The 24,529-nt window shown below is 54.9% G+C and carries 17 protein-coding genes and 2 pseudogenes; 17 read left to right on the top strand and 2 right to left on the bottom strand.

The features are described from left to right. Positions 1-18 precede the first annotated feature (18 nt). From mobC to WMO46_RS12955, 12 genes and pseudogenes are all read left to right on the top strand, one after another. A pseudogene (mobC, locus tag WMO46_RS13010) lies at positions 19-2,034 on the top strand (conjugal transfer protein MobC). A 123-nt stretch (positions 2,035-2,157) separates the two neighbouring features. Further along, a complete protein-coding gene (locus WMO46_RS13005; RefSeq protein ID WP_227901103.1) occupies positions 2,158-5,289 on the top strand; it encodes an SIR2 family protein in 3,132 nt (1,043 codons plus the stop codon). Between the two features lie 226 nt (positions 5,290-5,515). Next, on the top strand, positions 5,516-5,746 hold the full coding sequence (locus WMO46_RS13000) for a hypothetical protein (RefSeq protein ID WP_019150820.1): 231 nt from the start codon (positions 5,516-5,518) through the stop codon (positions 5,744-5,746). A 12-nt stretch (positions 5,747-5,758) separates the two neighbouring features. Beyond that, positions 5,759-6,781, top strand: a complete 1,023-nt coding sequence (locus WMO46_RS12995) for a DUF4099 domain-containing protein (protein ID WP_349094500.1) — start codon at positions 5,759-5,761, stop codon at positions 6,779-6,781. A 5-nt stretch (positions 6,782-6,786) separates the two neighbouring features. Next, the gene (locus WMO46_RS12990) at positions 6,787-7,227 is read left to right on the top strand and encodes a DUF1896 family protein (RefSeq protein ID WP_026076541.1); all 441 of its coding nucleotides are present in this window, start codon (positions 6,787-6,789) and stop codon (positions 7,225-7,227) included. Then, positions 7,214-7,390: a hypothetical protein gene (locus WMO46_RS12985; RefSeq protein WP_019150823.1), complete on the top strand. Its 177-nt coding sequence runs from the start codon at positions 7,214-7,216 to the stop codon at positions 7,388-7,390. The genes WMO46_RS12990 and WMO46_RS12985 overlap by 14 nt, the downstream gene beginning before the upstream one ends. Positions 7,391-7,417: 27 nt before the next feature. Next, positions 7,418-9,310 carry an N-6 DNA methylase gene (locus WMO46_RS12980; protein WP_349094483.1) on the top strand — a complete coding sequence of 631 codons (1,893 nt, stop codon included), beginning with the start codon at positions 7,418-7,420 and terminating at the stop codon, positions 9,308-9,310. A gap of 699 nt (positions 9,311-10,009) precedes the next feature. Further along, positions 10,010-10,945: pseudogene (locus tag WMO46_RS12975) on the top strand (acyltransferase family protein). After that, a complete protein-coding gene (locus WMO46_RS12970) occupies positions 10,929-11,387 on the top strand; it encodes a hypothetical protein (RefSeq protein ID WP_349094482.1) in 459 nt (152 codons plus the stop codon). Before WMO46_RS12975 ends, WMO46_RS12970 begins: the two are co-directional and overlap by 17 nt. Positions 11,388-11,467: 80 nt before the next feature. After that, complete coding sequence (locus WMO46_RS12965) at positions 11,468-11,812, top strand: hypothetical protein (protein WP_165357784.1); 345 nt, start codon at positions 11,468-11,470, stop codon at positions 11,810-11,812. Then, on the top strand, positions 11,725-12,273 hold the full coding sequence (locus WMO46_RS12960) for an integrase core domain-containing protein (RefSeq protein WP_129651998.1): 549 nt from the start codon (positions 11,725-11,727) through the stop codon (positions 12,271-12,273). Before WMO46_RS12965 ends, WMO46_RS12960 begins: the two co-directional genes overlap by 88 nt. 94 nt (positions 12,274-12,367) lie before the next feature. Beyond that, positions 12,368-13,591, top strand: a complete 1,224-nt coding sequence (locus WMO46_RS12955; protein ID WP_349094481.1) for a DUF2264 domain-containing protein — start codon at positions 12,368-12,370, stop codon at positions 13,589-13,591. Between the two features lie 92 nt (positions 13,592-13,683). On the opposite strand, the gene WMO46_RS12950 is transcribed toward WMO46_RS12955, so the two are convergent. Both WMO46_RS12950 and WMO46_RS12945 read right to left on the bottom strand, forming a co-directional pair. Then, positions 13,684-16,053, bottom strand: a complete 2,370-nt coding sequence (locus tag WMO46_RS12950; RefSeq protein ID WP_349094480.1) for a DUF748 domain-containing protein — start codon at positions 16,051-16,053, stop codon at positions 13,684-13,686. Then, complete coding sequence (locus WMO46_RS12945) at positions 16,037-16,678, bottom strand: HAD family hydrolase (RefSeq protein ID WP_302589621.1); 642 nt, start codon at positions 16,676-16,678, stop codon at positions 16,037-16,039. The genes WMO46_RS12950 and WMO46_RS12945 overlap by 17 nt, the downstream gene beginning before the upstream one ends. Positions 16,679-17,017: 339 nt before the next feature. On the opposite strand from WMO46_RS12945, the gene WMO46_RS12940 reads away from it, so the two are divergent. The 5 genes from WMO46_RS12940 to WMO46_RS12920 all read left to right on the top strand — a co-directional run bounded on the left by WMO46_RS12940 (position 17,018) and on the right by WMO46_RS12920 (position 24,520). Further along, entirely contained in the window at positions 17,018-17,521 is a 504-nt protein-coding gene (locus WMO46_RS12940; protein ID WP_129652001.1) for a sigma-70 family RNA polymerase sigma factor, read from the top strand. A gap of 94 nt (positions 17,522-17,615) precedes the next feature. Further along, positions 17,616-18,791: a FecR family protein gene (locus tag WMO46_RS12935; protein WP_129652002.1), complete on the top strand. Its 1,176-nt coding sequence runs from the start codon at positions 17,616-17,618 to the stop codon at positions 18,789-18,791. Positions 18,792-18,860: 69 nt separating this feature from the next. Next, a complete protein-coding gene (locus WMO46_RS12930; RefSeq protein ID WP_229091839.1) occupies positions 18,861-22,283 on the top strand; it encodes a SusC/RagA family TonB-linked outer membrane protein in 3,423 nt (1,140 codons plus the stop codon). 12 nt (positions 22,284-22,295) lie between these two features. Next, a complete protein-coding gene (locus WMO46_RS12925; protein WP_349094479.1) occupies positions 22,296-23,813 on the top strand; it encodes a RagB/SusD family nutrient uptake outer membrane protein in 1,518 nt (505 codons plus the stop codon). Between the two features lie 8 nt (positions 23,814-23,821). Beyond that, positions 23,822-24,520, top strand: coding sequence for a DUF4843 domain-containing protein (locus tag WMO46_RS12920; RefSeq protein ID WP_349094478.1), 699 nt, complete (start codon positions 23,822-23,824; stop codon positions 24,518-24,520). Positions 24,521-24,529: the final 9 nt, after the last annotated feature.

Here is a 24,529-nt window from a genome sequence, read left to right as displayed (position 1 = left end):
CCTCGATACATTACGATCATGCAAGAAGAAGACGATCTGCGCGGCTTGGCCAAAGTCGCGGATTTCATGCGGGCGATCAGTTTTCTGTTTCTCGCCATTCACATCTACTGGTTTTGTTACGAGTGGTTTGCGCAGGCGGGATGAACGCTCCCTGTCGTAGACCGCATCCTGCAAAATTTCCAGCGGACGGCTGCCTTGTTCTCATCGCCGCTCTGCACCAAGCTCTTCTGCACGGTATTTCTCGCATTGTCGTGCATGGGAAACCGTGGCGTGAAGGACGAGAAAATATCGTGGAAGCATATCACCGCGGCAGGCGGCATCGGCATACTGCTATTCTATGGCAACGGCTGGCTGCTCGGAATGAATGTCGCTACGACCCTGCGGGCGGCGCTTTATACGGCGACGCTGCTGGCGGGATTCCTCGGAATGCTGGCGGCCGGGCTATGGAGCAGCCGTCTGCTGAAAAACCGTATGACGGATGATCCGTTCAATGCCGAAAACGAGAGTTTCATGCAGGAGACACGCCTGCTGAAAAACGACGATTCGTTCAACTTCCCGACCGAGTTCGTCTTCCGGAAACGCAGGCACAGCGGATGGATCAACGTCGTGAATCCTTTCCGGGCGAGTATCGTTTTAGGAACGCCCGGCTCGGGAAAATCCTATGCCCTCATCAACAATTACATCAAGCAGGCCATCGAAAAGGGATATGCGCTCTACGTCTACGACTTCAAGTTCGACGACCTGTCGGTTATCGCTTACAACCATTTGCGCAAGAATCTCAAGGCTTACGGAGCGACGCCGCCGAAATTCTATGTCATAAATTTCGACGACCCGCGCCGTTCGCACCGATGCAATCCGCTCGCGCCGAATCTCATGTCCGACATCACCGACGCATACGAGGCCAGCTATGTCATCATGCTTAATCTCAACCGTTCGTGGATACAGAAGCAGGGAGATTTCTTCGTCGAATCGCCGATCGTGCTGCTCGCGGCGATCATCTGGTTCCTGAAGATTTACGACGGAGGAAAATACTGTACCTTTCCCCATGCCATCGAGCTGCTGAACAAACCCTACGAAGATCTGTTCACCGTATTGATGGCTCACGAGGAGTTAGAGAACTATCTTTCGCCCTTCGTGGATGCATGGAAAGGCGGAGCCGCAGAGCAGCTGATGGGGCAGATCGCCTCGGCGAAGATTCCCCTCTCGCGCATGATCTCACCGCAGCTCTACTGGGTCATGTCGGGAGACGATTTTACACTCGACATCAACAACCCCAAGGAACCGAAGATTCTTTGCGTGGGAAACAATCCCGACAGGCAGAACATATACGGTGCAGCGCTCGGATTGTATAATTCGCGCATCGTCAAACTGATAAACCGCAAGAAGCAACTCAAAAGCTGCGTGGTGATCGACGAGCTGCCGACGATCTATTTCCGGGGGCTGGATAACCTGATCGCAACGGCGCGTTCCAACAAGGTCGCCGTATGTCTGGGTTTTCAGGATTTCAGCCAGCTAAAGCGCGACTACGGAGACAAGGAAGCCGCCGTGATTCAGAATACCGTGGGCAATATCTTCAGCGGACAGGTCGTAGGAGAAACGGCCCGGACGCTCTCCGAACGATTCGGAAAGATCGTGCAGAAACGACAATCCGTAAGCATCAACCGCAGCGATACCTCGACGTCAATAAACACCCAGCTCGACAGTCTTATTCCTGCGTCGAAAATCTCGACGCTCTCGCAAGGCATATTCGTCGGAGCCGTGAGCGACAACTTCGGAGAGGAGATCGAGCAGAAAATTTTCCATGCCCGGATCGTCGTGGACAACGAGGCTGTGAAAAAAGAAATGGCGGAGTACAAACCCATACCTGAAATATCGTCGTTCCTCGACGCCGACGAACGGGACATCATGCAGGAGAAAATCAAGGAGAATTACCGCCGCATCAAGCAGGATGCGCTCGACATCATCGAAACTGAAATGAAGAGGATAGAGAAGGACGAAAAATTGGCGGAAAAGTTATTAGGGAAAGCCGAATAGATGGAGTTTGGGTAAAATTGCCATTTCACAATACGATTTTTTTACCATTTGCCAAACAATTCACTATCTTTGACATAATTGAAATTGTTTCCGTGAAATCGCGAGACTGTTATTAATTGAATTATGATTCCGCAAGAATTTAATTTGGATTTTGATGCTTTCATTCGTTCGTTTGTTCAGAACAGAGATACTTCTTTTGCATTTCTATTAGGGGCTGGGGCATCTATTACATCAGGAATTCCATCTGCCAATGATTGTATATGGGACTGGAAGAAGCAGATTTTTTGTTCTTCACAGAAATCCGTTCCAACATTCATTGATCCAAAATCCGATACGTGTAAGAATATAATTCAAAAATGGCTTGACAGTCAAGGCAAATTTCCTCCCCTTGGAGATTCTAATGAATATTCTTTTTATGCAGAAAAGGCCTTGCAGATTGAAGATGACAGAGTAAAATATTTTGAGCATTTAGCGCAAGGGAAACAACCTTATATCGGTTATAAGTTTTTGTGCCTCTTAAACAAATATGGTATTGTAAAATCTATATGGACAACCAATTTTGATGGTTTAGTCGAACGTGCAGCACATAATGCGTTCATTACACCTATCTGTATAAATTTAGATTGCGCAGATCGAATATATCGAACAGAAAGTTCTAATGAACTATTATGCATATCATTACATGGCGATTATAAATATAGCTCGTTAAAGAACACCTCTAAGGAATTGGATAGTCAGCATCCAACATTTGTAGCAGCATTAAAACGTTACTTCAATGATAAAAATCTTATAGTAATTGGGTATAGTGGCCGCGATAAATCTTTAATGTCTGCATTAACCGAAGCATTTTCTGAAAAAGGTTCTGGTCGTATATATTGGTGTGGCTATGGTAATGAGATTTCTTCTGATGTTTCTACCTTGTTAAAGACAGCACGGAATGCAAATAGAGAGGCATTTTATATTGATACCGATGGTTTTGATAAAACGATGTTATCTCTTGTATCAAATTGCTTTAGTTCTGATGTTGAGAAACAGGCAGAAATCAAGTCCATAATGGAAAGCATCCCTGAAGAGAATGATATATCTCCCTTTTCAATACATATAACGAGAACTAATAAATACCTAAAAAGCAACCTTTATCCTATAATTTTCCCCAAAGAACTATTCCAATTTGAGATTGAATATAAAGAAGGGGAAAAACCTTGGGCTTTTTTAAGAGAGACAATTAAAGACCAAAATATTATGGCTGTTCCATATAAGCAAAAAGTATATGCTTTGTCCACAGGATCTGCCATTAACAATATATTTGGTTCCAGACTAAAAGGCGATATTGAACGGATTCCTATTTCAATAGACGATATAGAGCAAAATAGCAGTTATAGAGAACTATTTTTAAGAGCAACGCTTCAAAGTATTGCGACAATTCGAGGTCTCAATGTCGATATTAGACATAATACCCTCTGGCTTCCTGCCATTTTTAGAAATGATAATGGCACATTGATCCATGAAGCAATAGAATGTTCACTCGTTTTTGTACCACAACAAAAATATGCTTTGCTTTCTATGCGACCTACTATATACATAGAAAACTCGCGCGCGGTTTCGAAAGAGAAAAAACAAGAATATGCGCGGATGTATCTGGATAAAATGTGGAACCAGGCATATAGCAATAAACTTATTCAATGGGAAAATATCGTATTTGGCAATGCGCGTCTTATTTTTGAGTTCCCTCAAAATTCTGGCAGTGGATTTAAGTTCCAAATAAGCAACAATAGCGGATTTTCCGAAATACAATATCAAGACAACACCGAACGAGGATATTTTTCAAGATCGTATGATAATAGAAGAACGATCTATCGAGGTCTTCAACTCAAAGAGCCTGAATTGGAGTTTGTAAACACATTTGCAGATAGACCTTTTTTAGATTCAAATCCTATGAGAGGATTGTCTAATCATAAGCCTTATGATTCTTGGCAAAAAGATGTTTTGCCTCAAAATGTTAGACTGGGTGTGATCTGCCCTCATACTCACACCGATAGATTCAACTCTTTTTTACAACGCTTAAACACAACCATACAGGCGAACGATAATTCGGATTACATTCAGCCTTATACAGGATTTCACAGTATATATAAAACATTACTGGAAATACCGGATAGCGATACGGATAAATGGATAAAAACAGAAGATACACCAAAAGATACGATAAACCTTGCACAATCAATATGTCGCCAAGCTGGTAGTTTAGCAGATAAATATCCAGGAATTGTAGTTGTAATTTACATACCTGCATCTTGGAGTATTCACAAACAATTCAAGCATGATGGTGAATCGTTTGATTTACACAATTATATAAAGGCTTATGCTGCTCAACACAGTTTTACGACTCAAATCATAGAAGAAAAGACTTTGAGTGACCCAATGGTGTGCGAGATCTGTTGGTGGTTATCGTTAGCTTTATTTGTCAAGGCAATGCGTATCCCTTGGGCATTAGCCAGTCTTGATCCTGATACGGCATACGCAGGTATAGGCTATAGCGTTAAAACGAATAGTAAAGGGGAAGTGGATATCGTTTTGGGTTGTAGTCACATATACAATGCTAAAGGTCAAGGGTTAAGGTATAAGCTATCAAAAGTTGAGCAACCTCAATTCGATGGGAAAAAGAATCCGTATTTAACCTATGAAGAAGCGTTCAAATTTGGTATAACCATACGCGAATTGTTTGTCAAATCTATGGATAAATTACCTCGTCGAGTTGTTATCCATAAACGGACACCATTCAAAAAAGAAGAGATTGAGGGTATTACTCACGCATTGACACAAGCTGGTATCAAGAATATTGATTTGATAACCATCAATTATGAATACAATGTTAAATTTATAGCCCAAAAAGTTTATTACGATAATATTTCTGATGATTCATATCCGGTATCGCGCGGAACCTGCATAAAATTGTCATCAAGAAGTGCTTTATTATGGACGCATGGTGTTGTACCATCAATTCGGGATAACCGTCGTTACTATCCCGGAGGTAGGTGCATTCCATCTCCTCTAAAAATTACCAAATATTATGGCAAGGGAGATCTCGCAACTATTGCCTCTGAAATTATTGGATTTACAAAGATGAATTGGAATTCATTTAATCTATATACAAAATTACCGGCAACCATTGATACCTCTAATACGTTAGCACAAGTAGGAAACTTATTGCATCAATACAATGGGGCGACTTATGATTATCGGTATTTTATTTAATGAATATTTATGGTATTAACGGAGGAGGCTTAAATATATATTATACATAGAGTAATCTAATGCTGAAAATAATATTTTGCATTCATTTTAGATATAGCTAATTCCTGCCAATCCGCGCCTCTTCCCGCCAGAAGGGGCGCATTTGGTATTATGAACTGGAAAAAGGTCTTATCTTGCCGGCGGATTTTCACCATTCATTCAATCTACTCATTTAATTATCTGCATTATGGCAAGAGAACAGGAAAAGCTATCGAAGGACGTGCTGGCCGTCCTCGACAAAAAGACGAACGATCTGCGTCTGGTCAGCGAGATGAACGAGCAGACGGGAGAGTTCAACACCGTGAGCACGGCTCCGGGCGATCGGCGCAAAGCCCTTTCGTTCGACAGCCGAACGGTTTTAGGAACCTTTTTCGAGAACCTTCGCAACCAATACGGACGCCCGTCCGACCTGGGTTGAAGTTTCTTCCGGATCGGTACCGAAAAACTCGACCATATCCTCGACTCCATCATCCAAGTCCGCGAAGGCAAGGATCAGAACGGCTCCCTGGCCAAGGAGGTCTCCGACTACGAACTCAACAACGAGGGGCGTATCGCCAAGTTCGCTGACCGTTATAAGTTCGAGGAACGGGAACTTCCGTGGGATCAGATTCAGGCGTTAGGCCTGAACAAGGAGATCCTGCTGGAGAATCAAAGCATGGGCGACATCCTCAAGGGACGTATTCCCAACAAACTGGTGCCGCTCAAACATAAGATGGACGGCCGCTGGGTCGATCTGGGACTCGGCACGATTTCGCCGATCCGCGACGATGCGGGCAATGTCCAACTCCGTATCTTTACACGTCTGGACGAGCCACAGTACAAAATATCGCCGTATAAGGAGCTCTTCACGGACAAGGAGATCGAGCGCCTCGAAACCGACGGACATCTGGGTTCCACCAAAAAAATGAAAGATTTTACCTCGGGCCGCGAGTGCGAGTGTTATGTCAGCGTCCATGAGGCGACGAACCGTCTGACGACGCTTCCGGTCGATGCGCTGACGCTCCCCACCCGAATCTACGGCAAAGAGATCGGCAACGACATCGAGGCGCTGCGCTCCGGCAAGGAGATCTTCGTCGAAGACATCCACCTCAAGGACGGCCGGGTCATCTCGGGCCATGCCCGCGTGGACGCCAACCGCGGAGACGTGGTGTTCCGCAACGACAATAATCCGCATCTGCGCATCCACGATACGGTTTTCGGAGTCAAGGTAAGTGCAGACATTCAGGCGAAACTGGCCAACCACGAGGTCGTCTTCATCCCCGGCATGAAAGTCGGCGGCAAGACGATCAGCACCGACCTTCGTTACAGCGACACGGGCCGGCCCCTGTTCGGCAACAACGCCCGCAATTACCGTTCGCGTCTGGGCGAGGAGAACCCGCGTCCGCGCCAGCGCGTCCGCCGGCGTCTTCCGTCGCTTCCCGGCGCACAACCCAAAGGCATGAAAATCGGTTAGCCATTATGAAACGACACGTAGAAGAGAAAGAGTTGCCGTACTTCGCGACAACTCTTACCGCTTATTTGCGCGAAAGCCATCCCGAACTGCTCTCCGACAAACACTTCATCGCCGAGCGGAGCGACCATGCGGCCCAGACCTATGAACGTGCCGTTCGTAACGGCAACAGCGTCTACGAGGCTCTGGAACTCTCGAACGCCGTTCTGTACCAAGACCTGCGTTTTTCGAAATACGATGCGATCTTCGAGGTCGTGTCGGAATGGTTCCCGGAGGTCGCAGCCCGGCAGCGCACCGCTTTCTGCCTGAAACTGCTTCCCGTCTGCGAAGAGGCATTCGAGATGTACGACCTGACCGACGACTTCGAGAGCAGCCCGTCCTATAAAAATCTCCTTTTAGAACTCACCGGACTTATCCAAACCCACATCGAACTGCATGGCATACAATAAAAGGAAACATCTGGAGGCGAACATCGCCGCCCTGCGCATCGCTTTCGCTCCATCGACGGTACTTACTCCGCAGCAGCGTGAAGCCTTGATTGCGTATAGTGGCTTCGGAGCGTTGAAATGTGTCTTGCAACCGGCCGCTGCGGACGACGATCTCGCGCAATGAAAGATAGACCGGGAACTCTTCCCGCAGGTGAGGGAACTGCACGAACTGCTGCGCCATTCTGCCGGCAGCGAACAGCGGTATAAAGACTTCGTGCAGAGCATGCGCAATTCTACGTTGACGGCATTCTACACACCGCCGGCCATCGTGCGTGCACTCGCCGAGACGCTCCGGGATGCCGGCATCGTTCCCCGGCGATTGCTCGACCCCAGTGCCGGGGCCGGGATTTTCCCTTCGTCGTTCCGGAAGGCCGCCGACGGCGAAGTCGAAATCCTCTCTCTCGAGAAAGACCTGCTGACCGGACAAGTGCTCTCCGCACAGGCCCGGGAACGAGAGCAGGTCGTCATCGACGGTTTCCAAACCATCGAAGCGACCTATGACGATTATTTCGACGTAGTAACGTCCAATATTCCCTTCGGAGATACCCGGATTTTCGACACTGCCTTTCGGAAGAGCGACGACCCGGTTCGACGGCAAGCGCTCAAGGCCGTTCACAACTATTTCTTCATCAGGGGTCTGGATACGCTCCGCGAAGGCGGTATTCTGGCGTTCGTCACCTCGGCGGGCGTCATGGACGCTCCCGGCAACGAACCCGTCCGCCGCTATCTGATGGAGCATGCGCAGCTGGTTTCGGCCGTGCGGCTGCCGAACAACCTCTTTACGGAGTATGCCGGCACGGAAGTGGCCAGCGATCTCATCGTCCTTCAGAAATGGAGCGAAAAGCGGGAGCTTACCCCCGACGAGCAACGCTTCGTCAGTTCGTCCGAGATCGGCAACGGAATTTACCTGAACGACTACCACCGGGATTTCAAGCACGCGATCCATACGACGGTTTCGCATGAAAAAGGTCTCTATGGACAATCCGCTCTCGTACTGCACTACGACGGAGGCCCGGAACGGATCGCCGAGCGGCTGCGCGGAATCCTCGCAAATGATTTCGCAGCCCGCCTCGACACCGAACGATATACACAATATCTCCGTCCGCTCCATATCCCGCAGGCGCAAACCGTGCCGCCGACCGCCCGGAGGCAAAATCGGGTCGCGGCTCCGCAATCCGTGCCGCCACCGGAGCCGGCATCCGTTGCACCGACTCCGGCCGCATCGCTTTTCGGCAGCGCTGCCGCCGTTCCGATCGCCCGCCGTCCGCTGGGACAGCGGCGGCGAGCCGGGCGCAATACGGATACGACCGGCATATCCGATCTCTTCACGCAGGGGAATCTGTTCGCACAACCGGCGGAGGCAGCGGATGCCCCGGCAGCAATCACTGCGCCGGCTTCGGAGAATAAAGATCCGCGGCCCTTTACCGGCACGATGCTTCCGCACTACAAAGAGCGGTCGTTGGTTCTGTTCGAAGGGCAGGTCGGGCGTCTGGGCGGCCTGACACGACAGGGCTGCACGTTCCATCCCGAAGAGCTGGGAACCTTGTCCCGATACCGGGCCGAACGCTATATTCCGCTACGGGATACCTACCAGCTGCTCTACCGGCTCGAAATGCAGAACGAGATCGAATACAAGGGCCTGCGGCGCAAACTCAACGGATGTTACGAGAACTTCACGGCTCTGTTGGGCGATCTGAACAAGAAGGAGAATGCCGCCTTCATCCTGAACGATCCCGGCGGGCGGGAGGTGCTGGGGCTCGAACGTTTCGTCGAAGGCCGAAAACAGCTCTCCGACATCCTCCGACGCCCCGTATCGTTCGACCCTAACGAGATCAAACACGTCGATACGGCGGCCGAAGCGCTGGCCGCCTCGCTCAACAAGTTCGGACGGGTGGAGTTTCCCTATATGGAGTCGCTCGCATCGCGTTCCCGGCAAGAGCTGATCGACGAGCTGGGCGATCGCATTTTCTACAATCCGATGGTCAAGGGGTTTGAAATCCGCGAACGGCTCGCGGCAGGGAATGTCGTCGCCAAAGCCGAATGAATCGAAAATTACCTCAAGGAGAATCCCGACGACGATGCCAGCCGCCACTCGCTCGCGCTGCTTCGTGAGGCCGCACCCAAACGCATCGAGTTCGAGGAACTGGATTTCAACCTCGGCGAGCGATGGATACCGACCGATATTTACGAAGGCTTCTGCGAGCATTTCTTTCAGGTTCCCGTATCGGTAAGCTATTCGGCGAAAATGGATGCCTTCGGCATCGAGAACCACGGGTACAGCCCTCTGATCTCCCAGAAATACGTCTAAATAATCAACCCGCTCGTAGCACAAAAAAGCATATCCAAGTTGGATATGCTTAAATAGTACTTAATGCTTTTCTATTCGTTAATTTGCTTATGTAGAATATTTTAACTATCTTTGTCGTGAGTTCTTGGATTTATTGTATAAGGGTGCAACAGAATGTAAGACTTCCGTCACCAATTCGTAACCCTTCCTCTTTTCGATAAAAATACCGTTCTGATTTACAGAACGGTATCTCAAAAACAGTCAGCCCAGAAAACGGAGGGGTGTTTTCGGAATGCCGTCCTCCGTTCGGGGACGGAGCTTTTGCGGCCGCTATTCCACCAGACGCACGAAACAGGCGTCGCTTATATTTGTCTCTGTCTCCCCGCCTGTACTCCAGTCGCCAGTCAGAAAGGCATTGTTTCCGAAGTCGATTTGCTGCGGTTCATTGGGATCTCGATGTTTTTTCTGGCCCATATCGGGCCTCCCGCGGCTCTGTTTCAGCTGCGTTCGTTCGACGTGCCCCTGATGATCTTCGTTTCGGGGCTCTCTTACTCCGGGCGGCAGGTCGTCGGCTATGCGTCGTTCGTCCGCAAACGGCTCGGGCGGCTGCTGATCCCGCTTTACTTCTTTCTGACCGTTTATTTTCTGGTCATGTGACTGCTCTCCAAATGCGGAGTCGTGGAGTGGTTCGCCGCGCGCAAAGTCGTGGGCACGTATCTGCTGCGGTTGAAGCCGAGCATCAACTATGTCTGGATTTTCCGCGTCTTTCTGATCGTCATGCTGCTGACTCCGCCGCTGCTGCGTTTGGAGCGGGCCGTGCGCGACGACCGGGGATTCATCGCTCTGCTGGCGGCCTTGTTCGGCTTGCAGGCCCTGCTGACGGGGTGGCTCAAACCGCTGCATCTCGGATTTCTGGTCGATGACTGGCTGCTCTACGCCGTGGGTTATTCCATTCCGTTCCTGGCGGGCGTCCGCATGCGGTATGCCGACCGGCGCCGGAGCCTGTGGTTCTGCGGGATCTTCCTGACGGCGATGGTCTGCGCGGCGGCGGTCATGGCGGATTCGACGGGAACGTGGCTGCGGATGCAGCCCTACAAATATCCCCCGCGGGTCTATTTCCTGCTGTGGGGAACGACCGTGAGCCTGCTGCTGTGGAGCCTGCGGAAATACTGGAGCCCTCTGCTCGCGTGCCGTCCGGCGCTGTTCATCGGACGGAACACCATCTGGCTCTATCTGTGGCACATTCCCTTCGCCCGGCTGATCAAGACTTCGATGACCGATGTCTGGTGGGGATTCCGGTTCCTGCTCATTTATGCGATAGCCCTGACGCTCTGCCTGATCCAGTCCCGCATCGTCGGGATGTGCGAAAAACGTTATGGTGTCCCGTCCTGAAAAAGGTTTACAAAAAAGAGTAAATCTTATGCAGCAAAAAACGAATTCAGACTTATCGCGTCATTATTTACCGCGTCAATTGCGTCATCTGATTTTACAGGAGTATTTGAGCGGAGTCAAGACGGCTCGCCAACTCTCCGAAGAACATGGTATTCCCATGTCTACGATTCATAAGCTGGGTCAGCGCTGGAAAGCGAAAAATAGTTGTAGCTTTGTGAGTACCCCTAATCCTTATCCGATCATGTCCCGCGTTACGAGTGAAGAAGCCAGTGAACTGTTATCCGAGAACAAAGCCCTTCGGCGGCGCTTGGAAGAGGCTTTATTACGTCTGGAAGGTTATGAGATCATGGGAGATATCCTCCAAGAAGAATACGGTATCGACCTGCTAAAAAAATCCGCAGCCGGACAGTCCAGCGTCTCAAAGAAAGACACACAGCAATGAGCCTATCGTTTCTGTGCGGGTTGTTCGGCTATACCCGTCAGGCCTATTATAAACATTTACGGCGTAATAGGGAAGGATCTTTGTCCGACACCCTTCTTTTGGAGCGGGTGGGTTACTACCGGAAACTGATGCCCAGGCTCGGCGGTCGTAAACTGTGGCATTTGCTGCAACAAGACGGATTTCCGGTCAGTCGGGATCGGTTATTTACGCTGCTTTCGGAAAACAATCTTCTGGTCAAACGTCGGAAGAAATACAGCGTTACGACCTGCTCGCGGCACTGGATGCGTAAATATCCGAATCTGATCCGGGGTTTCGACCTCGAGCGGCCGCATCGTTTATGGGTCGGAGATATTACGTACATTTCTTTGAAAGGAGGATTTGCATATCTGGCTTTGATAACGGATGCCTATTCCAAACGGACGTAGGCTATGATCTGAATACGACATTGGAACGGGACGGAGCGCTCCGTGCACTGAGGATGGCCATAGACCAGACTCCGCAGCAAAAACGGCAAGGGTTAATCCATCATTCGGACAGAGGATGCCAATATTGTTCGAAAGAATATGTGAAATTGCTGACCGATAATGGGATTCGCATCAGCATGACTGAAAAGGGCGATCCGTATGAGAATGCCGTTGCCGAACGGGTGAACGGTATTCTGAAGAGCGAATGGATCGACGAGGAATGTTTTGAAAGTTTTCAGGCAGCAAAAGAACGCATCGACCAGATCGTTATCCTTTACAATTCACTCAGACCTCATGCCAGCTGCGATTGGCTTACGCCCTTGGAAGCGGAACTTAGAACCGGGAAACTCAAACATCATTGGGGCCGAAAGACGGTTGTTCGGAAGGCATATGTAAACTTATATCAGGACAATATTTTTTGAACCAAAATGTTTATCTTTAATTATCAATCACTGTAAACCTTTTTCAGGACGGGACATGGTTCGAAATTCCTGAAATACCTGAAAGACTGATTCCATGAAACGATTTCGATTTTTGATGCTGATCTGCATCCTCTTCGCGGCCGGATGTTCATCCTCCCGGGAAACCTCCGGAGCCGCCGACCGGGCCTCGTGGCTCTCTTCGATGATCCGTATCGCCGATCCCGTCCTGCGCCATGCGGCGGCGGGGACCTTGAAGGAGGCGATGCCTTACGAGTCGCCGGACTCGCTCGGAAAATGCCGGGATTTCGCCTGTCTGGAGGCGCTCGGACGCACGCTTTGCGGCATCGCACCGTGGCTCGAACTGGACGGGGAGTCCGATCCCCGGCAGGCGGAATACCGTCTTTTGGCCCGTCGTGCGCTCTCCCGGGCCGTCGATCCTTCGGATGCCGGTTACCTGACTTTCGACCGCGGGCGCCAGCCTTTGGTCGATGCGGCCTATTTGGCCGAGAGCGTGCTCCGTGCGAAGAGGCAGTTGTGGACCGAACTCGATGCCGCGGCGCGGGCGAATCTGATCGACGCCCTGAAGCGGACGCGCACGATCCGTCCCGGGGAGACCAACTGGCTGCTCTTCGCGTCGATGGTCGAAGCCGCGCTTCTCGAACTCACCGGGTCGTGCGACACGGCGCGCATGCGCTACGGTACGGACCGTTTTCTGAACGACTTTTACAAAGGGGACGGGATGTACGGCGACGGAAAGTTCTTCCACATGGACTATTACAACAGTTACGTCATCCATCCGATGCTGTTGGACGTGCTGACGGTCATGGAGCGGCACGGGCTGGCCGACTGCTGTATGCTGGCGACCGAACGCCGCCGCCATACCCGTTATGCGGCCATTCTGGAACGCATGGTGGCTCCCGACGGGAGTTATCCGGTGCTGGGACGTTCGATCACGGCCTGCCGTTTCGGCGTGTTCCATGCGCTCGGGCAGTCGGCCCTGTTGCACTCGCTTCCGGACGAGGTTTCTCCTCCCCAGGTGCGGTGCGCCATGACCGCCGTTCTGCGGCGGCAGCTCGAATGCCCGGACAATTTCGACAGCGAGGGATGGCTGCGCGTGGGCTTCGTCGGCGGACGGCAGGGCGGTATGGCCGAACGTTACGTCAATACGGGGAGCCTGTACCATTGCCTGACGTTTTTCCTGCCACTGGGACTTCCGGCTTCCGATCCGTTTTGGAGCGGGGCTCCCGTTCCGTGGACCAACCTCAAGGCGTGGAGCGGCGAGCCCTTGCCGGGCGACCATGCCTTGAAGGATGCGTGATGCGGCGGACCGCCGCTTATGAAACGTTCGCCGCCCGCATTTGCGGGCGGCGAACGTTCGTTTTGGATTCGGAATAGTCACGCGATCTCCGTTCAACGGATTTCGGCGGATTCCTGCCGTTCGGGTTCCGGGACCGCCGTGCTGTCGGCCGCAGTCGCCGCCGGGGTTTCCGTCCCGGCCGGCTCGCCTGCATTCGCCGGGGCATCCCCGTCCGCCGTATCGCCGCCGATTTCGACGGTCTCGCCGTCGAGCCCCAGCGCAAGGGTGTAGCGGTCGCGGCCCGCATAGGCCGTCAGGGCTGTCGAATCCATCGGCTGGAGCCGGAATGCCGGGGCCTGCACGCCGTGCGTGGAGAGCATGTACTCTCCGAGGGCCTTGTCGCGCATCGCCATCATCCGCCGCAGCAGGCCGAGGGCGTCTTCGCGGTAGAGGGCGAGGGCCTTGGCGTTGGGCGACATGCCCTGCGGGGAGATGCCGCGCAGGGCGAGCAGCGAATCGGCGAACGCCCCGACGGCCGGGGTGCGGATGTCTATCTGCTGGAGTTTTTCGTATTCGAGCATCGAGAGCCGGGGGCGCCGTCCGGTCGAGTCGGCCGCCGCGAGGCTGTTATGATAGGCCAGGCGCAGGAGGTTGACGCTCTGCGCCGGCAGGGCGCGGTCGAGGTTGATGCGCTGGGTCAGCGCGATCTGCATTTCGGGTTTCTCCTTGAGCATCTGCGCGATCTGGTCGAACGACGCATACTGTTCCGACGTGAAGGCGTACTGCGCCGGATCGAGGGCGATGTATTCGAGGTCCTTGCCGCCGCCCGAGAGGAACGAGAACGGCGCCGTCACCACTTTGAGCAGCACGTTGCCGATGGCTTTCAGCACGATCTTGCGGTAGGAGAACTCCGGCGAATCGAGGTTGCCGCCCACCGGAAGGTCCATCTTCACGTGCCCCTTCTTGTCCCGCAGCACGTAGAGTCCCAGTTTGAGCGGGATATTCATTTCGGGTTTCAGCTCCTTGCGCTTCTTGTCCACCTTGGGTTCGAACGCATCGAGGTGGTTCGTGCCGTCGAGATAGCGGTTGCGGATGACGTTCTGGCTGCGGAACGTGAGGTTGCCGTCCGTGACGGGGTAGGCCGTGAAGTGCTCGCAGTAGGGCGAGAAGTCCCGCAGATTGAGGTTCGAAAGCCAGAGCGTGATGCTCTGGTTGTTCAGGTCGTCGAGCGTTCCCTCCCAGCGGAGTTTCGCCGATCCGGTGCGCTGCATCCGGGCATCGACTTGCAGGCTGTTGCGCTTCGATGGGGCGAAATCGCGGCTGCGCATCCGAATATTGCTCACGACGTATTCGAAGGGTTTTTCCATCGTCAGGTCGCGGAACGAAATCCGGCCCCCGGCGATTTCCAGATCGGCGATCTGCAACACCGGAGCCGTTCCCGAAGCGGCTTCCGCAGCCGTTTCGGCGGGTTGTTCCGGGGTTTCGGGCGCCGGCTTCATCAGCGCCGAGATGTTGTCGCCTTCGGGCGTCAGTTCGGCGTTCAGGGAGAATCCTCCGGCGTAGAACCGTTCGAACCGGAACCGCATCCGCCCCAGGTCGCCTTCGGCGAGTTTCACGCCCAGCGTGTCGAGCCCGGCCACGGGCTGCCGTTGCGGGTCCGTCAGGACGAAATCCGCCAGCGAGGCCGTGCCTTCGGTGCGCAGGGCCAGCAGGTGTTCGGTGTTGCCCCGCAGCCGGATGTCGGCCCAGAGGCGTCCTCCGACATCCCCGATGTCGAGCCATTGGCGGAAGTAGGGGAGCATGCTCCCGAGCGTCAGGGCGTCGAGTTTCAGCCCGATGTCGAACTCCGAGGTGTCGATGTCGTAGGCGACGCTCGTGGCCAGCGAACCGCCTTCAGCGAAGTTCAGCACGGCGCCCACGTCGGTCTTTTCGCCTCCGAAATAGACGCCCGGGATTTGCAGGTTGATGTCGTTGAGCCCCCACACGGCGTCGAGTTCCAGATCCTTGTAGAAGAGATGCCCGTTGCGGACGGCGATGTTATAGATGCCTATCTCCCACGGCTCGGAGGGTTCCGCCGGTTCGGCTGCGGCCGTGGAGTCCGGCGCGAAGTGCTCGAGGATGTCGTCGAAACTGAACGCGCTGCCCCGCTGGTAGATCTTCACGTCGAGGCCCGCGAAGGTGATGTGCTTCACCGTGACGCGGTTCGACAGCAGCGGCAGGATGCGCATGCGCATGTCGAAACTGTCGAGCGCAAAGAAAGTCGTCGAGTCGCCGCTTCCGCCGATTTTCAGCCCCTCGACGCGCAGGCGTCCCGTGAAGATGTTCATGCGCAGGCGTTCCATGCGTATCGAGCGGCCCAGCAGTTCGCGGTCGTGCTTTTCGATGTAGTTTTTCGCCACGGGCGACGCGGCGATGGCGATGCCCAGCACCAGGGCGATCAGGACGGCGAGGACGATCAGGAGTGTCTTACAGATCTTCTTCATGGCAGTTCAGGTTTTCGAGAATGTGGCCGAAATCCTCGCCGTGGGCAGGCATGTAGACCGAGAATCCCAGTTCGCGGGCCGCATCGACGTTCTTCTGTCCGTCGTCGATGAAGAGCGTCTCTTCGGGACGCATGCCGCTCGCGGCGATCATCTTGCGGAAGATCGCCTCCGAGGGTTTCAGTTCGCGGAGTTCGCAGGAGAGGTACACGGCGTCGAAATAGGCATCCATGCTCTTGCCGTCGGCCGTGAACATCCGCCGGATGTACTCCATCGACGCCGGGTTGTTGTTCGAGAGCACGTAGGTCCGGAATCCCCGTCGGCGCAGACGGTCGATCTGGCGGAGCTTCTCCACGGGAATCTCCGTGAGGAAGGCGCCGTAGGCCCGTGCTATCTCGTCATCGGTGACTTTCGGAGTGCCCGAGAGGCGGCGCATTTCGTCGCAGGCTTCGTGGAACGTGATGTCGCCGTGTTCGAGGCGTCCGATCATATCGGCGGGGTAGCAGGGGTTGATGAGCTCCGCCACGGCGTCCATGCCGAGGCTGCGGAACGCCGCCGTGCAGCGGTCGAAATCCAGCCCCACGAGCACACCCCCGAGATCGAAAACGACATTCTTGATCTTTTCCATAATTACGTAATTTTCGGGGGCAAAAGTACCTCTAATTTGAGATAAAAACAAGGACTGACGGCCGGCGTATCCGGAGCGTTCGGGTTGCGAATCGTAGTCCGGGAGTCCGCTCCGCTCGTTTTCGCGCGCCGGAGCGGGCCGTATTTCGGCGGAAAGGCGGATTCGGCTTACAGTTTATAATAAAAAAAATGCGCGGAGGGTAGTCGCGTAAATCGTTGACGGATATTGTTTTGACCGAACGTTCGACCGGTTCTTGTGCCTCGGTGGCTTGAAAAAATGCCTTTTTGGGATACATTTTTTTACATTTATTCATATATTTGTCCCAAGCGTTACTGCCGTATGATCTCCCATTCCTTAGAAAAACTCTTCAATGCGCATTTCCGGAGCGCCGCGTATGTGGCGGAGGAGATCGTGCATTCGAAATCCGTGGCGGAAGATATCGTGCAGGAGGTTTTCGTGCGGCTGGCGCGGGTGGATTTTTCGAAAATCGACTCCCCGGTGAAATACCTCTACCGCTGCGTGCGGAATGCGGCGCTGGACTATGCCAGCACGCATACGCTGCGCCGCTGGGAGGAGCTGAACGGCAGCGAACTCATCGCCGACGAGGTCAATTTCGACCTCAGCCGCGACGATGTCGAACGGGCCAACCGGCTGCACCGTCTTTACCAGGCGATCGAGCGCCTGCCGGAACAGTCCCGCCGGGTGGTCAAGCTGATATGCCTGAATAATTATTCCTATGCGGACGCCGCTTCCGAACTGGGCGTTTCGCTCGCTACCATCAAGACGCATATGTATCGTTCCATCAAGTCGTTGCGTAAGATGATGGCCCTCTTTTTCTTTTGAATCCCTGTTTTTTCGGGCTGTTTTTTCATTTTTTTGCGAAAAACTGTAAGGAGTTTTTCCGGTGCTCCCGTCTTTATTATAAAGGCCGGGCTTTATGGACAACGATCAGATCGACAAATTGCTGCATTCCTATATTTCGGGAACGATCACGCCGCAGGAATCGAGGCAGCTCGAAGCCTGGGGCGACGAGTCCGAGGAGAACCGTCAGATTCTCGACCTGATCGAGGGCCATTCGGACCTCGGCGGCGAATTGTCGCGGATGTACCGTTACGACAAGGAAAAGGTGTGGCGCAGGGTCTGCGAGGAGGACCGACGTTATATGCGGCGCAGCCGGCTGCTGCGTTCGCTGCGGATCGGTGCTGCGGCCGCCGTGCTGGCCGGCATGCTGGTCAGCGGCGCCCTGCTTTATCAGGCCGGGGAGCGTCTGGACCCTAATCGCAACCGGTTGCTCACGACCGTCGAACCAGGGGTGCGCCGCGCCGTGCTCGAACTCTCGTCGGGGGAGCAGGTTCTTTTGGCCGATTCGGTCCGCACGGAACTCAGCGAACGGAATGTCCGGATCGAGATCAACGGTGACGAGATCGCCTACACCGCATCCGAAAAATCCGGGAAACAGGCCGAGGAGGCTTACAATACGATCCGCGTGCCGCTGGGCGGCGAGTACTCGCTGACGCTCGGCGACGGCACGCGCGCCTGGCTCAACGCCGGGTCGAGCATCACCTATCCCCTGCATTTCGGCTCCCGGCGCTGCGTCACGGTCACCGGCGAGGTCTTCTTCGAAGTGGCTCCCGACAGCCGGCATCCCTTCGTCGTGTCGGTCTCGGGAGTCGAATTGACCGTCCTGGGAACTTCGTTCAATGTCATGGCCTACGACGATGAACCCTCTGTCGAGACGACGCTGGTCACGGGATCGCTGCGGGTGGCTGCCGAGGGGGAGGAGACCCTGCTGTCGCCGGGGCTTCAGGCCGGGTTCGACAAGTCCGGCGGCGGGCTGACCGTCCGAAAAGCCGATGTCGAAGCCTGTACGATGTGGCGGCGGGGATTGCTGGTCTTCTACGACGAGCCGCTGCGGTCGATCTGCCGGAAGTTGGAGCGATGGTACGGGGTGGAGATCGACACCTCTTCGCCGACGTTGGACGGCGTGCTCTATACGGGTATGATCAAACGCCATGCGACGCTCAATACGATCGCCGACCTGATGAATCTGACCAACGACGTGGTCTTCACGGAGGACGGCGGCGTGATCCGGGTGGTGCGGAAATCGGAATGACGCTGCGATGCGTCGGGGGCTGTCCCCGTGAAGCAGGAAACCCTTTGTTTCAGTTAAAATAATTTGCGTATGAAGAAACTTGACTTATTTGCGCCTCTTCTCCGAGGGGGCCGGAGTGCCGTCGTACTGCTTTTGCTGGCGGTCGCGGTCTTTGCGGTCCAGTCCGTGAGGGCGGACGGGCCGGCTCAGCCGAAGAAACGGATGTCGATCGCTCTGACCGGAGCGACGCTCGACGATGTGCTTCAACACATCAAACGGGAAACGGGTTATCTGCTGCTCTACAATAGCAATTCGATCAAAGCCGTCAAGGGAATTACGCTGCACCGGCAGAACGCTCCCGTCGAGGAGATCCTGCGCGAGGCGCTCCACGGCACCGGGCTGGATTTCTCCATCAGCGAGGATACGATCATCATCCGCGTCCGCGAAGCGGACAAGGCGTCGAAGTCCGACGCGCAGGGAACGGCCGCTCCGGCCCCCCCCCAGCGGGTTACGCTGACCGGGCGGGTGACGAACCGCGCCACGAAGGCCCCGATTCCCGGGGCGATGGTCCATATCAAGGGTACGACCGTCGGCACGACGACCGATCCCGACGGCTATTATTCGCTTCGCTTCCCGAACCGTCCCGGGACGGTCGTGACGGTGAGCTTCCTCGGCATGGAGAGCCGCGAGATAGCCTACAACAACCAGACGGAACTGGACGTGCAGCTGCTCGACAAGGTGGAGAGCATCGACGACGTGGTCGTTACGGGTTATGCGCAGGTCCGCAAGGAGAGCTTCACGGGCAACACCACGCGTATCACCCAGAAGGAGATCGTCGAGGTTTCGCCCAAGCGGATGATCGACGCCATTCAGGTGTTCGACCCCTCGTTCCGGCTGGCCGAGAACATCTCGATGGGTTCGAACCCCAACGCGCTGCCTGAGTTCTACATCCGCGGTCAGAACAGCATCACCACCGAGCTGAACACCTCGGCCGACATTTCGCGTCAGAACCTCACGAACAACTCCAACCTGCCGATCTTCATCCTCGACGGCTTCGAGGTGGACGTGGAGAAGATCTACGACATGGACCCCATGCGCGTACACTCGATCACGCTGCTGAAAGACGCCGCCGCGACGGTGCTTTACGGATCGCGCGCCGCCAACGGCGTGGTGGTCATCGAGTCGCGCGCCCCGGAGGCCGGCAAACTGCGCGTCTCCTACAACCTGACCGGAAGCGTCGAGATGCCCGACCTCTCGGCCTACAACCTGATGAACGCCCGCGAGAAATTGCAGGCCGAACTCGATGCGGGGCTCTATTCTTTCGACGCCACCGATTTCAACGAGAACATCTACAATAAAAACGAGACCTATTACAAGAAACTCAACGAGGTGAACCGCGGCGTGGACACCTACTGGCTTTCGAAGAACCTCCGGACCGCGGTGAACCACCAGCACAGCATCTATATCGACGGCGGTGAGAACGACGTTCGCTGGGGGATCGAGCTGAAATATGCCGGCAACAAGGGCGTCATGCGCGATTCGAAGCGCGACACCTACGGCGCGGGGCTTTTCCTCGACTACCGCATCGGCAAGTTCCAGCTGATGAACCGCGCCTCCTACGACGCCAACCGTTCGACCGACTCGCCCTATTCCTTCTCGCAGTTCTCCCACATGCTGCCCTACAACGTGCCGATCGACGAGACCACGGGCAACTACCTCCAGAACCTGCGTTTCGGCTATTCGGCGCTCAACCCGCTCTACGAGCGTGAATACCTGAACAATTTCAGCCGCAGCAACTACCGGACGTTGCAGGACAACTTCGCAATCAACTTCTACGCCACGCCGCACTTCACCGCCAAGGCTTGGATCACCCTGAGCCAGCGCTCCTACGAGTCGCGGGTCTTCGTCGATCCGCTGTCGGCCTCGAACAGCGCCTTCGCAACGCCTCAGGAGCTGGGTTCGCTGACCGTGAACGGTTCGGACACGTTCTCCTACGACGCCAACCTGCTCTTCATGTACAACCGGAATTTCAACAAGCATTTCCTGAACTTCTCGCTGGGAGGAAACGCCGTCGAGACCAGCTATACGGTCGATAACATCAAGTATATCGGTTTCTCGACCGGGGCGCTCAACTCGCCGAACGACGCTGCGCAGGTCGAGGGCAAACCCACCGAATCGAAGAATAAGACCCGTTTGGTCGGCATGTTCCTCTCGGGCAACTACACCTACGACGACATCTACCTGCTGGACCTCTCGGTGCGTCTGGACGGCTCCTCGGAGTTCGGTTCCGACAACCGCGTGGCTCCCTTCTGGGCCGTGGGCGCCGGTATCAACTTCCACAACTACAAGTTCCTGAAAGGCAACAAGACCATCAGCCGCCTGAAACTCCGCGGAACGATCGGTACGGTCGGCAAGGTGGGGTACGCCGCCTATTCGGCCCGTTCGACCTATACGACCTCCTCGACATCGGACTGGTATTCGACGGGCGCCGGACACGTCCTCTATTATATGGGCAACCCCGATCTGGGCTGGGAGAAGACCCGCGTGGCGGATGTCGGCATCGAACTCGGCTTCTTCAAGGACCGCCTGACCTTCAAGGCCAGCTACTACGACAAGAAGACCATCGACCAGATCACCGACGTGACGATTCCCTCGTCGTCGGGATTCACCAGCTATAAGGACAATCTGGGCGAGGTGAGCAACCGGGGCTTCGAACTGGACCTGCGTTACAATTTCTACCGTTCGAAGAATCTGGAACTGACCGCTTTCGGGAAGATGGCGCACAACAAGAACAAGATCGTCAAGATCAACGATGCGCTGAAAGCCTACAACGAGCTGGTGCAGAAGCAGTACGACGACTACGACGACAACTCCTCGCAGAGCAAGTACGCCCAGACCTACACGCAGTACGTCGAGGGCGGTTCGATCTACGCCATTTACGGCATGAAGTCGCTCGGCATCAACCCGGCCAACGGCCGCGAGGTCTACCAGCGTCCCGACGGTACGATCACTTACGACTGGAATGCCGCCGACCAGGTCGAGATCGGCAACCGGGAGCCGTGGGCGCAGGGTTCCTTCGGTCTGAACGCCCGCTGGAAGAATATCTCGCTTTTCGCCTCGTTCCTTTACGAATTCGGCGGACAGCGCTACAACTCGACGCTGGTCAGCCAGGTCGAGAATGCGAACCTCGAACGCTACAACGTCGATAAGCGCGTGTCCACGGACCGCTGGAAGAAACCCGGCGATGTCGCTCCGCTGAAAGACATCAAGGACCGTTCGCTGGTCACCCGTCCCACGTCGCGCTTCATTCAGGACTACAACACGCTGCAATTCAATTCGCTCTCGATCAGCTACGATTTCCCCGCCAAACTCGTGAAGCGCTGGGGGCTCGGCATGCTGCGCCTGACGGCCAATATGGAGGACCTGGGTTATTTCAGCTCCGTGCTCCAGGAACGCGGTCTGGACTATCCCTACTCCCGCACGGTTAACTTTACGCTCAATCTCACTTTCTAAATTCGTCCCTGTATGAAAACATTCGCAAAAATATTCGTTTCGTGCACGCTCCTGCTTTCGTCCGCATCCTGCGGCGAGTGGCTCGACGTCATGCCCCAGGGAATGACCACCGAGGAGAACCTTTTCAGCGACTATTCGGGCTACCGTTCGGCCCTGAACGGCATCTATCAGCAGATGGCCTCCCCGTCGCTCTACGGACGCGAACTCTCCTGGGGATTCGTGAGCGCTCTGTCGCAGTATTACGATTTCGGTTCGATGGATGCTTCGCAGATCTACGCCTATACCGAGAAGATGGACTACGAGAACAAGGAGGTGCTCGACTTTCTGGAATCCATCTGGCAGACCGCCTATAATACGATCGCCAACTGCAACGCGCTGATCAGCCATGTCGAGAAGGCCGATCCGGACCTCTTCCCCTATGCCGAGAGCGGCGAGCGGGAGATGATCTACGGCGAAGCGCTGGCAGCCCGCGCCCTGCTGCACTTCGAGCTGCTGCGGCTTTTCGCTGCGGCCCCCGTCGTGGACCTCACGGCCAAGGCGATTCCCTATTCGACGACCTATCCCGACAAGGTCCCGTCGCGCTATACGACCGAGGAGGTGCTCGAAAAGATCATCGCCGATTTCGAGGCGGCGCTTCCGCTGCTGGCCGTCAACGACCTGAAACTGGATGCGCTCAAAACGGTCTCTACCCGTTTCGCGGCGAACGATTCGCGCGGTCTGTTCTTCGGCTACCGCGGTACGCGGCTCCACTATTGGGCCGTCAAGGCGCTGCTGGCCCGCGTCTACATGTACGCCTGCGATTACGAGAAGGCTTTGGCTGCGGCCACCGAGGTCTACGACGCCTGCAAGACTTGGTTCCCCATTACGACCAAGGCTGAGGCGCAGGGTGTCAGCGGCGCCGTGAAACTCTACGAGGACATCATTTTCGCGGCCTACGACCAATATTTGAAGAAGAACTACAACAGCGTGATGCTGTCCAGCCAGGGTGCGACCACGACTTTCATCCTGGCCCTGCGCAGTCCGAAGGGGCGTTTCTCGGGAGAGACGAGCTACGATACCCGTTACATGTATACGATCAACCAGCCTGACGAAGAGGAGCAGGAAGACGTCTACGCCTCCTGCAAATACGTCAAGTACACCAGCACGCAGGGATCGGATTTCGACAAGGAGACCACGCAGGGGGCTTTGGTTCCGGTGATCCGCATGTCGGAGATCATGCTGATCATGGCCGAGTGTAGAGCCCGCGGCGAGAGCGGTGAGGGCGACGGCGACATCAGTGCGGCCGTTTCGGATCTCAATCTGGTCCACAAGGTGCGCTGCTCGGGGCGTAAGACCGTCTCGGCCTCCGATTTCGACACGTTCATGTCGAAACTCGAACTCGAAGTCTGGAAGGAGAACATCGGCGAAGGACAGTATTTCTTCTACCTGAAGCGGATCAACAGTCCCACGCTCGTCAGCACCACGCAGACGATCCAGATGGCGGACAAATACGTATTCCCCATTCCCGACAGTGAAACGACCTTAAAATAATTGCGATCATGAAAAAACTGATATATCTGCTTGCCGTCGCGGCCCTCGGCGCCGGGGCCTGCTCCGAACAGGGGCTTCCGACCTACGGAGGCGACCGTTACGTCTATTTCGTCCAGAAGTCCGACGAGATCGTGCGCTTCTCGTTCAAGACGACGCCCGGGAAGGACGAGCGCACGATCCGCCTTGCGGTGGAGACCGTGAGCCGCACTCCCGACGAAACGCTCGGTTACAAATTGGAGATCGACCCGGAGAAGACCACCGCTCCGGCCGGGTCCTACGATCTCGATCCCAATCCGGTCATCCCGGCCGGATCGTTCTCCGGCGAAACCTACGTCCGGGTCCGCAAGACCGACATCATGGACGAGAAGGAGGTGGACATCGCCGTCCGCATCGTCGAGGGCGGCGCCTACCGGCCCGGCCCCACGTCCAACAGTCTGCGTATCATCCGCGTTTCGAACATCATCTCCCAGCCCGACTGGTGGAACGACGATTTCGCCGCCGCCTTCCTGGGCGATTATTCGGACGAGAAGTACGAGGAGTTCATCAAGGCCACCGGCGTGAGCGATCTCTCCGACAAGGACAACAGCGAGATCTCCGCCCTCTGCCGCCAGTTCGTCTACTACCTGCGCGAGCTGCGCGACAACGGCAACGAGGTGCTGGAAAAGGACGGCCGTCCGATGCTCGACGGAATCAATATCAACGCTTAATCCGATGCG

This window comes from Alistipes intestinihominis (assembly GCF_040095975.1).
Taxonomy (GTDB): domain Bacteria; phylum Bacteroidota; class Bacteroidia; order Bacteroidales; family Rikenellaceae; genus Alistipes; species Alistipes senegalensis.
Note: the sequence above shows the minus strand (reverse complement) of the source record. Positions and strands in the feature narration are given on the sequence as shown.

Coding starts and splice junctions, on each gene's coding strand:
- WMO46_RS13005 (WP_227901103.1), top strand. CDS start 2,158: ATGATTCCGCAAGAATTTAATTTGGATTTTGATGCTTTCATTCGTTCG.
- WMO46_RS13000 (WP_019150820.1), top strand. CDS start 5,516: ATGGCAAGAGAACAGGAAAAGCTATCGAAGGACGTGCTGGCCGTCCTC.
- WMO46_RS12990 (WP_026076541.1), top strand. CDS start 6,787: ATGAAACGACACGTAGAAGAGAAAGAGTTGCCGTACTTCGCGACAACT.
- WMO46_RS12985 (WP_019150823.1), top strand. CDS start 7,214: ATGGCATACAATAAAAGGAAACATCTGGAGGCGAACATCGCCGCCCTG.
- WMO46_RS12970 (WP_349094482.1), top strand. CDS start 10,929: ATGGTGTCCCGTCCTGAAAAAGGTTTACAAAAAAGAGTAAATCTTATG.
- WMO46_RS12960 (WP_129651998.1), top strand. CDS start 11,725: ATGGGTCGGAGATATTACGTACATTTCTTTGAAAGGAGGATTTGCATA.
- WMO46_RS12955 (WP_349094481.1), top strand. CDS start 12,368: ATGAAACGATTTCGATTTTTGATGCTGATCTGCATCCTCTTCGCGGCC.
- WMO46_RS12950 (WP_349094480.1), bottom strand. CDS start 16,053: ATGAAGAAGATCTGTAAGACACTCCTGATCGTCCTCGCCGTCCTGATC.
- WMO46_RS12945 (WP_302589621.1), bottom strand. CDS start 16,678: ATGGAAAAGATCAAGAATGTCGTTTTCGATCTCGGGGGTGTGCTCGTG.
- WMO46_RS12940 (WP_129652001.1), top strand. CDS start 17,018: ATGATCTCCCATTCCTTAGAAAAACTCTTCAATGCGCATTTCCGGAGC.
- WMO46_RS12935 (WP_129652002.1), top strand. CDS start 17,616: ATGGACAACGATCAGATCGACAAATTGCTGCATTCCTATATTTCGGGA.
- WMO46_RS12930 (WP_229091839.1), top strand. CDS start 18,861: ATGAAGAAACTTGACTTATTTGCGCCTCTTCTCCGAGGGGGCCGGAGT.
- WMO46_RS12925 (WP_349094479.1), top strand. CDS start 22,296: ATGAAAACATTCGCAAAAATATTCGTTTCGTGCACGCTCCTGCTTTCG.
- WMO46_RS12920 (WP_349094478.1), top strand. CDS start 23,822: ATGAAAAAACTGATATATCTGCTTGCCGTCGCGGCCCTCGGCGCCGGG.